General features: G+C 67.9%; 8 protein-coding genes and 1 pseudogene. 1 reads left to right on the plus strand and 8 read right to left on the minus strand.

Translation table 11 applies throughout. The features are described from left to right. The 7 genes and pseudogenes from ROR02_RS14595 to purU form a co-directional block, all read right to left on the minus strand. A pseudogene (locus ROR02_RS14595) lies at positions 1 to 593 on the minus strand (hypothetical protein); the annotation flags it as partial. Further along, positions 590 to 1882: a tRNA (N(6)-L-threonylcarbamoyladenosine(37)-C(2))-methylthiotransferase MtaB gene (gene mtaB, locus ROR02_RS14600; protein ID WP_147164780.1), complete on the minus strand. Its 1293-nt coding sequence runs from the start codon at positions 1880 to 1882 to the stop codon at positions 590 to 592. The pseudogene ROR02_RS14595 and the gene mtaB, both read right to left, overlap by 4 nt. After that, positions 1879 to 2721, minus strand: coding sequence for a diaminopimelate epimerase (gene dapF / locus ROR02_RS17275; protein WP_147164781.1), 843 nt, complete (start codon positions 2719 to 2721; stop codon positions 1879 to 1881). Before dapF ends, mtaB begins: the two co-directional genes overlap by 4 nt. A 13-nt stretch (positions 2722 to 2734) precedes the next feature. Continuing rightward, a complete protein-coding gene (locus ROR02_RS14610; RefSeq protein ID WP_147164782.1) occupies positions 2735 to 4063 on the minus strand; it encodes a sensor histidine kinase in 1329 nt (442 codons plus the stop codon). Positions 4064 to 4417: 354 nt separating this feature from the next. Further along, entirely contained in the window at positions 4418 to 5815 is a 1398-nt protein-coding gene (amt, locus tag ROR02_RS14615; protein ID WP_246135572.1) for an ammonium transporter, read from the minus strand. Between the two features lie 16 nt (positions 5816 to 5831). Then, positions 5832 to 6170, minus strand: a complete 339-nt coding sequence (locus ROR02_RS14620; protein ID WP_147164783.1) for a P-II family nitrogen regulator — start codon at positions 6168 to 6170, stop codon at positions 5832 to 5834. 604 nt (positions 6171 to 6774) lie between these two features. Continuing rightward, a complete protein-coding gene (purU, locus tag ROR02_RS14625) occupies positions 6775 to 7668 on the minus strand; it encodes a formyltetrahydrofolate deformylase (RefSeq protein WP_147164784.1) in 894 nt (297 codons plus the stop codon). Positions 7669 to 7827: 159 nt separating this feature from the next. Between purU and folD the strand changes: the two genes are divergently transcribed. Further along, on the plus strand, positions 7828 to 8715 hold the full coding sequence (gene folD / locus ROR02_RS14630) for a bifunctional methylenetetrahydrofolate dehydrogenase/methenyltetrahydrofolate cyclohydrolase FolD (protein WP_147164785.1): 888 nt from the start codon (positions 7828 to 7830) through the stop codon (positions 8713 to 8715). Between the two features lie 65 nt (positions 8716 to 8780). Here folD and ROR02_RS16675 read toward each other — a convergent pair. Next, a partial coding sequence (locus ROR02_RS16675) for a hypothetical protein (protein ID WP_170245136.1) occupies positions 8781 to 9779 on the minus strand: 999 nt, incomplete at its 5' end.

Raw genomic sequence — 9779 nt, forward strand, 5'->3', positions numbered from 1 at the left:
GGTCCGCGAGCCTGCGGCTCGACTGGCAAGGGTTCGCGAGCCTGCGGCTCGACCCGGGGCGTCGTTTTTTCAACGCCGGGCGCCGGAACCACCGGAGCGCCCGGCGCGGGGAGCGTCGGACGCAAGGGGGCCGGCGGCATCCGGCGTTCAAGCGGGATGGGCGCAGGCAGGGGGCGGCGCGCGGCTGGCTCGGGTGCCGGCGGCGGCTCGAACGTCACGGGGCCAATGATATTGCCCCAAAACCCCTTGCTGGAGTCCCACGGGTCGGGGCGCCAGATCTTATGGCGGTGTCTGGGGGGCTTGGGGCGCTTGGGGGCCGGGGTCTGATTCGCGGCCCGCGCGCGGGCGAAGGCCGGTCCAAAGGTGACGGGCCCCAGGATGTTGCCCCAAAAACCCTTGGACCGGTCCCAGCGTGGCGGGCGCGGCTGGGGCGGTTCGGCGGTGGTGCGCACCACCGGCCCGGCCCGGCGGGTGATCAGGGGAGCGGCCCGGGACCGCCGCGTTCGAAATGTTTCGCCCTCGTCAAAGGTGACGGGACCAAGGATGCGGGCCCAGAAGCCCCGCCGCTGGCGCGGCGCGTTGTGGTCGCTCACGAAACCGCTTCTCCGATCAAGGTGGTGCCGTCCCCGGCCCGAAGCCGGACCCGAACCAGGGAGCCCGGAACCGCCGGGCTGTCAAGCCGGACAGGAATGTAGGCTTCCCCGTGGCCGAATGCGGGTGTTTCCACCAGAACGTGGTCGAGCGAGCCGACCTTGCTGGTGAGGTACGCCGCGAAGGCCTGCCGTCCCGCCTCGCGCAACTCGGCCGCCCGCGCCTTGATGACCGGGCCCGCGACGGCAGGCATGCGTGCCGCCGGCGTTTCCGGCCGGGGGCTGTAGGGAAACACATGCAAATGGGTCAGACCCGCCTCGGCGATGAGGGCCAGGGTATCGCGCTGGTGGTCATCGGTTTCGGTGGGAAAGCCGGCGATCAGGTCGGCGCCCAGGGCGAGGCCCGGACGCAGGGCGCGCAGACGCTGGCCAAGCGCGATGACCTGGGCCCGGGAATGGCGCCGGCGCATGCGCTTCAAGATCAGATCGGCGCCGGCCTGGACCGACAGGTGCAGGTGAGGCATCAAACGCGGTTCGTCCGCCACCAGATCCAGCAACACCGCGTCCCGGGCCACGACCACCGGGTCCAGGCTGGAGAGCCGCAGGCGGGGCAGGGCGGGCACGGCCGCCAGCACGTGGCGGACAAGGGCGCCCAGGCCCCCTTCCTCGCCCAGGTCCTGGCCATAGGCCGCGAGGTCAACCCCGGTGAGCACCACTTCCCGCGCGCCCAGGTCGACCAGGCGCGTCACCTGCTCGACAACCTGGGTCGTGGCGGCGCTGCGCCCGGGGCCCCGGGCCAGGGGAATGACGCAGAAGGTACAATGATGGTCGCAGCCCTGCTGAACCTGCAAAAAGGCGCGACTGCGGCCTTCCAGGTCGCCCATGTGGGCCGGCGGCGGCGGTGGATCGGCGAACACGTCGCCCACCACCACCCGTCGGGCGGTGGCCGAGGCGTTGGTCCGGGCCAGGGCGCGGTAGGGGTCGGCTTCCAGCTTCTCGCGGTTGCCCAGGACCTGATCGACCTCGGGCAGGTCGGCCCAGGCCTTGGCGTTGATCTGGGCGCCGCAGCCGGTGACGATCAGCACCGCGTCGGGGTTGTCGCGGCGCAGGCGGCGGATGGTCTGGCGGGCCTGGCGCTCGGCCTCGCGGGTCACGGCGCAGGTGTTCACGATCACCGCGTCGTTGAGGCCCGCCTGGGCGGCGCGCTCCCGGATCAGGGCGGATTCGCTGGTATTCAGCCGGCAGCCGAACGTGACCACGCGCGGACCCTGGGGAGGAGGCGCCGCGCTCACGACCCCGTCTCCGGATCCAGGACGCCCGAAAACACCCGGGTCGCCGGGCCGGTCATGCGCACATGGCCATCGGACTCCCGCCACTCGATCCACAGGCGTCCGCCGTCCAGGTCCACGGGGGCCTTTCGTTCGGGCACCAGCCCCCGGCGCACGGCGGTGACCAGCGCGGCGCACGCGCCGGTGCCACAGGCCCGGGTCATGCCCACGCCCCGTTCCCATACCCGCATGCGCACGCTGCCATCGGCCCGGGCCTGGATGATTTCAACGTTGGTGCGCCTGGGGAACAAGGCGTGGTGCTCAACGGTTGGCCCCCAGGTCGGCAGGTCGATGGCGTCGACATCGTCAACCACGAACACGGCATGCGGGTTGCCCATGGACACGGCCGAGGGCGCGCTCAGGGGCCCGACCGAGAGGTCGAGCGCCAGGGTGTCTTGCGGATGGGCCAGGGGAATGGCGTCCCAGGCGAGGCGGGCGGGGCCCATGTCGACGCAAACCAAGCCGTTCTCGGCCCGTTCGACCACCAGGGGACCGCCCAGGCTTTCCAGGTTCAGCGTCGCCAGGCCGGTTTCGGCCAGCAACACGGCCCCCACGCAGCGCGTCGCGTTGCCACAGCTTTCCACCACGCTGCCATCGGCGTTGCGGATGCCCATGAAGGCCACGCCCCGGTCCCTGGGGGGCTCGATGGTGATGAGCTGATCGCAGCCGATGCCCGTGCGCCGGTCGGCCAGGGCACGGACGCGCTCGGGCGAAAGGGCGAGCGGATGCGCCCGCAGATCGAGAACGACAAAGTCGTTCCCCAGCCCGTGCATCTTCAAAAAAGGCGTCCCGCCTTGGCTCATGGATTGGATTCCGTCATGGAGCGGTTATAGGGGCCGGGGGACCGGGCTGTCCAGGGGGCGCGGGTCCGCCCGGGGGGGCCGGCAGCACGAGGCAAAAGCGCGCGCCCGTGCCAGGGGTGGGGGGGGCGAGCCAGAGCCGGCCATTGTGCAATTCGGCAATGCGCCGGCACAAGGCCAGCCCGACCCCCGATCCCGCCGCCGGGCTCTGTCCATCCAGGCGCCGGAACAAGGCGAAAACCGTGTCGGCGGCCGAGACCGGAATCCCGGGGCCGTTGTCGGCAACCTCGATGCGCCAGGCGGGCCGATCGGGGGGATCGGCCCAGGCCAGCCGGACCACGATGTGCGGGGGGGCGGCGGCCCGGTGGTGCTTGATCGCGTTGTCGAACAGATTCTGGAACAACCGCGCCAGCTGCCCCTCGTCGCCCCTCACATGGGCGTCGGTTTCCGGCAGGTCAACACGCGCCTTCGATTCGGCGAGGGCCAGGGTCAGGGAGGCCAGGGCGCGTTTCCAGACCTGGCTGAGCGCCACGCTTTCCTGACCCGGGGGCCGGCCGGTCAGGCGGGAATATTCCAGGAGATCGGTGATCATCGCGCTCATGCGTCGCGCGCCGTCCTGGGCGAAGCCCAGGTATTCGGTGATCTCCTGCTCCAGGACGGGCGCAAGGCGGCGTTCGATCAAGGTCAGGTAGCTGTGGACCATGCGCAAGGGTTCTTGCAGGTCGTGGGAAATGCCGTAGGCGAAACTCTCCAACTCGGCGTTGGAGCGGGCCAGCGCGGCGGTGCGTTCCGCCACCCGCTGTTCCAGCAAGGCGTTGGCGCCTTGCAGGTGGGCGCGGCTTTCCTCCAGCTCGCGCAGGTCGCCATAGGCCCGCAAGGCGGCGATCAGAATAGTGAACAGGCGATTGGCCGTCAGTTCCGTTTTCGCCTTGTAATCGTTGATTTCGTAGTTGAGGATCAGATCCCGTTCCGGCGCCTGCCCGGGCTGGCCGGTGCGCAGGACAAGGCGCACCATCCGGTTGCCCAGGGTTTCGCGAATGTAGCGCACGAGGCGCAGGCCACTGTCCTCGTGCTCCATGACCACATCAAGGACGGCAACGGCAAGGTCGGGGGTCTGGGCCAGCAGGTCGCGGCTTTCCGCTTCGGAATGGGCGGAAAGCAGGCGCAAGGGCCGGTTCTTGAAGCGGACCCGCTGCAAGACGGTGCGCGTGATCGCGTGAACCTCGGGGTCGTCGTCGGCGATCAAGATCAGCCAGGGCTCTGCCTGGGGGGCTCCGTCCGGCTGATGATCCGCCGTCTCGTCTTGAAAAACCAGGACGTCGTTCCTGTCGTCGGCGGAGATCATCGGGGATGGCCCCCCTTGCGACTGGTGCGGATCATCCGCGGTTTCCCCTTTGCGCCCGGGTCTCGGGTATCGGGTGTCGGGTTCCGGGCCAGGAGCGCAAGGTGTCCTGCATCAGACCCGGGCGGCGCGCTCTCCCGGTTTGATTGTACACCCGGTTATTCCAAGGTGCGGTTTTCTTTTTTGGAGGGAACCCCGAAGAGAGGGTGCCGCCTTTCCCGAGAAAAGAAAATAAAAACGGAAATATCTAAAATCCGACCATTTTTGTCCGGAGTGGTCAGATCTTCGAAAAAAGAATCTCTACTTCAGTGTGGGGAAGTGGGGAGGAGACTTCCTCCTCCCCACGAGCAGGGCTTTTTAGAGGCCCTTATGGCCGTGTCCGAACTCAGGGTAGGCTTCCAACCCGAGATCCGACTTATCAAGGCCGATGTTTTCCTCTTCCTCCGAGCAGCGCAGGCCCACGGTGAATTTCAACGCCAGCCAGACCACGATGCTGCACGCCACCACGAAGGCGCCAATGGAGGCCACGCCCAGGAGCTGGGTGAGGAAGGTCGTGTTGGGATTGGACAGGGGAACGGCCAGCGTTCCCCAGATGCCGCACCCCAGGTGCACGGGAATCGCGCCCACCACGTCGTCGATGCGCAGACGGTCGAGCAGGGGCACGGCCAGCACCACCAGAACACCGCCCACCGCGCCAATGCCAATCGCCAGAAGGGGCGTGGGCATCAAGGGCTCGGCGGTGATCGACACCAGGCCGGCCAGGGCTCCGTTCAAGGTCATGGTCAGATCAACCTTGCCGTAGAGCACCTGGGTCATGATGATGGCCGCGACCACGCCGGCCGCCGCGGCAAGATTGGTGTTGGCGTAGATGTTCGAGATCGACCAGGCGTCCTGGGCGGAGCCCAGGGCCAGCTGGGATCCCCCGTTGAAGCCAAACCAGCCCAGCCACAAGATGAAGGTGCCCAGGGTCGCCATGGGGAGGTTGGCGCCCGGGATGGGGTTGACCCGGCCATCCAGGGAGTACTTGCCCCGTCGCGCGCCCAGCAAAACGGCGCCGACCAGGGCCGCCCAGCCGCCCACCGAGTGCACGAGGGTTGAGCCGGCGAAGTCCGAGAACCCGGCCTGGTACAGCCAGCCGTGTCCCCACTGCCAGGCCCCCTGAATGGGGTAGATCAGACCCGTGAGCACGGCGGTGAAGATCATGAACGACCAGAAGCGCAGGCGCTCGGCCAGGGTTCCCGAGACAATGGACGCGGCGGTGGCCACGAACACCATCTGGAAGAACCAGTCGCTGGTCGGGGAATGACCCGTTGCCAGATCGGGGCCCGACCCCGGTTCGAACAGGAATGCCAGGGTGCCGATAAAGCCCCCGTTGACATTAACATACATCAAGTTGTAGCCGACAATGTAGAACATGATGCCGGCCACCGAATAGGCGGTGATGTTTTTCAACATCTGCATGGCGGTGTTCTTGGAGCGCACCAGCCCGCCTTCCAGCATGGCGAAACCGGCGCCCATCCACATGACCAGCGCGCCATGGAGGAGGAACGAAAAGGAATTGAAGATATAGCTGACTTCGTTGCGGAAGGCGTCCAGCGCGACCGTCGCCTCGGCGGCGGCGGTGGTTTGGGCAACGGTAGGCAGCCCCGTTTCCGCCGGGGGAAGACCCATGTCCTGGGCCAGGGCCGGAAGGGCCAAGGCCACGAACAGCAAGCTCAGCCCCGCCACCGGCAAGGGTCTGTTGGCGAATCTCATGGAGTAGCCTTTATTCCTAGAGGGCATCGTTGCCCGTCTCGCCGGTACGGATGCGCACGGCGTGTTCCAGTCCGTAAACGAAGATCTTGCCGTCTCCGATCTTGTCGGTGCACGCCGCGGCCGAGATGGCTTCCATGGCCCGGTCGACCAAGTCGTCGCGCACGGCGATTTCAAGTTTGACCTTGGGCAGGAAATTCACCTGGTATTCGGCGCCACGGTAGATTTCCGTCTGGCCTTTCTGACGTCCGAAGCCCTTGACCTCCGAGACAGTGAGCCCCTGGATCCCCAACTGGCCCAATGCCTCGCGCACTTCGTCGAGCTTGAAGGGCTTGATGATCGCCATGATCAGCTTCATTCCTCTACCCCCGATCCGGTTAGCGGTTGGAAACAGCCGCCTTTTTCCCCCGGTCGGGGGAAGACGACCAGCCTTGCCCCCGCCTCGGGAACCGCGCCGGCTCCGGGGGGCGATGAAAACATAGGCCAATCCATGAGGTTATGGAAAGAGGGCCTGTTGCGGCGGCACGGTAGAGGGATTTTCCCGGTTATGGAATAGGCAGGTTCATGCCTTCGTGCCGACGAGAAGGGCGTTTTTGTTCGCTCCGTTGCCCGTCCGGGCGTGGATTCCGGGGATTTCAGCCATGCGGCAAGCCCTTTTGGCGCGGGGAGATCCGCAAAGGAAACGCGCAAGCTGTTTCGGGGCGGCCGAATCCGGGCGTTACGGCTTCCCTCGACCGGGGATCGGGCGCGCGCCACGGAAAGCGCCGTGGGGCTTCGCGCCTGGAGCAGGGAGGGCGGCCCGGTTCGCCCGGGGAGAGCGGCTGTTCCGGGGGAGGGGGCCGCGCGCGGGCGCCGGGCCCCCTCCCCGTGCCCCCTGATGCCCGTTTCAGGCGGAGGGGCGGGAAGGCGAGGGGGGCAACGGGGTGTCGGGAAAAGCGGAGTTCGCTTTTCCCTGACAGACTCTAGCGGAAGATCACGGTCTTGGTGCCGTTGATCATGACGCGCCGCTCGACATGCCAGCGCACGGCGCGGGCGAGCACCATGGTTTCCAGGTCCCGGCCGGCCGAAACCAGATCATCGACGCTGTGCTTGTGATCCACCCGAACGACTTCCTGCTCGATGATGGGGCCCTCGTCCAGGTCGGAGGTGACGTAATGGGCGGTGGCGCCAATGATCTTGACGCCCCGGGCATGGGCCTGGTGATAGGGCTTGGCCCCCTTGAAGCTGGGCAGGAACGAGTGGTGAATGTTGATGCAGCGCCCGGCCAGAATGCGGCTGGCATCGTCCGAGAGAATTTGCATGTAGCGGGCCAGCACCACCAGGTCGGCGTTGCTTTCCTCGATGATCTTGAGGAACGCCTTTTCCTGGGCTTCGCGGGTGTCGCGGGTCACGGGCAGGTAATGATACGGGATCCCATGCCACTCGGCGATCTGGGCCATGTCGGGATGGTTCGACAAGATCGCGGGGATATCCACGTTCAGCTGTTCCGAGCGCCAGCGGTGGACCAGATCGTTGAGGCAATGGCCAAAGCGCGACACGGCGATGACGACGCGCGGCCGGTCGCGGGCGGAAACGAGTTCCCAGGTCATGCCATAGCGTTCGGCCAGGGGCGCAAAGCATTCACGCAGCGCATTGGCGGAAAGCAGGCCCGGCGTATCGGAGCGAAACACGGTCCGCATGAAAAACCGGCCGGTATCGGGATCGCTGTAATACGCCGCCTCGGTCGTGAACGCGCCTTGACTGTACAGGAACCCGCTGACGGCTGCCGTGATGCCAAAACCGTCCGGACAGGTGATGGTCAAGATCAACGAGTCGCGAGGATCACCGGGCGGGAAAGGCTTGGGAGTGCGCGACATGGCAGGCCGGTCCTTGTGATTGGGAGGTTCGCTGTTTACCCGCTTGATCCGCATTCGTCCAGGGTGGATACCATCGCACTCAGGAAAGACTCGAAACCGTTGCGTCCGCCCATCCCTTCGGGCGTGACGCATTCCCCGCCGCGTACAAGGAGATCCGCCATGACGGCCCAACTGATTGATGGCAAGGCGTTCGCCGCCGGTTTGCGCGCGCGTGTTGCCCAGCGCACGGCGGCCCTGCGCGACGCTCACGGCGTGGTTCCCGGACTGGCCGTGGTGCTGGTGGGCGAGGACCCGGCCAGTCAGGTATACGTGGGCTCGAAGGAACGCGAGGCCCGCGCCGCCGGATTCCATTCCGTCGTGCACCGCCTGCCCGCCGGCACCAGCGAGGAAGCCTTGCTGGACCTCGTGGCCACGCTGAACGCCGACCCGCTCATTCACGGCATCCTGGTCCAGCTTCCGCTGCCGGCCGGGATCGACGAAAACCGGGTTTTGCTGGCCATTGATCCCGACAAGGACGTGGATGGCTTTCATCCCGTCAACGTCGGGCGCCTGGCCCTGGGACAACCGGCCCCCGTGCCGTGCACGCCGCGCGGCTGCCTGATGCTGCTCAAGGAAACCCTTGGCGACCTGACCGGGCGCGAGGCCCTGGTCATCGGACGCTCGGCCATTGTTGGCAAGCCCATGGCCCTGCTCCTGCTGGCGGCCAACGCCACCGTCACCATCGCCCATTCGCGCACCCGCGACCTGGCCGAGGTATGCCGGCGCGCGGATATCGTGGTTGTCGCGGTGGGGCGGCCCGGGTTCGTGCCCGGCGCCTGGTTGAAGCCGGGCGCGGTGGTGATCGACGTGGGCATCAACCGCCTGCCTCCCGCTCCCGGTGAAGCCAAGGGGCGTCTGGTCGGCGACGTGGATTTCGACTCGGCCTTCCAGGTGGCCGGAGCCCTCACCCCGGTGCCGGGGGGCGTCGGGCCGATGACCATCGCGTGCCTGCTGGACAACACCTTGGAAGCATGCCTGGCCGCCAAGGGGCTTGCCGGCGCGTTCTAGCGTTTGAAGCCCATGGCCGGCGCATGGCTCCGGCCGTGTGGGGATCCGGCCGCGCCGCGCGGTCCTCAAACGGCCGGGGCGGGTTCTTCTTCTTCCTCGAAGGAGACAAGGGCCTGCCCGTCGTCGGGCAAGAGGCCGTCGCGGCGCCCGCCTTCCTTGGGGGCGGCGTCGTTCATGGGCTCGACGGCGTCGTAATAGGCAACGTAGGGGTCGTCTTCCTCGGCCGCCTTGCGCACCTTCAGGCGCAACAACAAGATCGAGATTCCGATCCACAGCCCGACCACGCCCACCAGGCTGGCCAGACCGATACCGATCCAGCCCAGCAAGGACAAGAACGAGAACGAGCCCCCCCCTTGGTCGCTGGCCCCGGCCGTGGAGCGGTCGTTCGTGCGCTGGGCGGCGCGCCGTTCTTCCTCGCGCGCGGCACGGGCGGCGGCCAGCGCTTCCTCGGCGCCCTCGGGCAGGGGGCCCAGGGACCGGCTGGAAGACGACTTCGCGGGGCCTGGAGCCGAGGGTTGCGCCTCGGTCGCGAATGCAGGAGGCGGAGCGGTGGACGCGGCCGCGCCAGGGTCGGCCGTCGCGCTTTCGGTCGGTGCGGTGAACGTCGGATCCGGCAGGATTGGGGCCGGCGCGCCGGTCCCATCCGGGCCCGGAGGTGTGTCCGTGGTGCCTCCAATCCCGGCAGGACCCCCGGTTCCGGCAGGACCTCCGGTTCGGGCAGGGTTCCCAACCCCGGCAGGGCCCCCGGCCCCGGCAGGGTTCCCAACCCCGGCAGGGCCCCCGGCCCCGGCAGGGCCCCCGGCCCCGGCGGGGGTCCCAGCTCCAGGGGAGGTTTTGGCGGTTTTGAGCAGGCCCATGCGCTGGGCCACGACGCACACCGGCAACGTAAGATAGGCCGGGTGGGCGCCCACGCAGGCCAGGGGAGTTTCCGGGGGAGGCTCGGTTGGCGGATTGACCCAGGCGGCGGTGGCGCCCACATCGGGGGCCGGCGGCGCGGGCGGGGGGCTGGAGGCCTTGGCGTCCCTGGTGTCCCTGGTGTCCCTGGTGTCCTGAGGGGCGGGGGC

Origin of the sequence: Pararhodospirillum oryzae (assembly GCF_007992075.1) — a bacterium.
Lineage (GTDB): Bacteria > Pseudomonadota > Alphaproteobacteria > Rhodospirillales > Rhodospirillaceae > Pararhodospirillum > Pararhodospirillum oryzae.

Excerpts from the sequence above, each read along its gene's own strand:
- dapF (WP_147164781.1), bottom strand. The coding sequence starts at position 2,721 with ATGAGCCAAGGCGGGACGCCTTTTTTGAAGATGCACGGGCTGGGGAAC.
- ROR02_RS14610 (WP_147164782.1), bottom strand. The coding sequence starts at position 4,063 with ATGATCTCCGCCGACGACAGGAACGACGTCCTGGTTTTTCAAGACGAG.
- amt (WP_246135572.1), bottom strand. The coding sequence starts at position 5,815 with ATGAGATTCGCCAACAGACCCTTGCCGGTGGCGGGGCTGAGCTTGCTG.
- ROR02_RS14620 (WP_147164783.1), bottom strand. The coding sequence starts at position 6,170 with ATGAAGCTGATCATGGCGATCATCAAGCCCTTCAAGCTCGACGAAGTG.
- purU (WP_147164784.1), bottom strand. The coding sequence starts at position 7,668 with ATGTCGCGCACTCCCAAGCCTTTCCCGCCCGGTGATCCTCGCGACTCG.
- folD (WP_147164785.1), top strand. The coding sequence starts at position 7,828 with ATGACGGCCCAACTGATTGATGGCAAGGCGTTCGCCGCCGGTTTGCGC.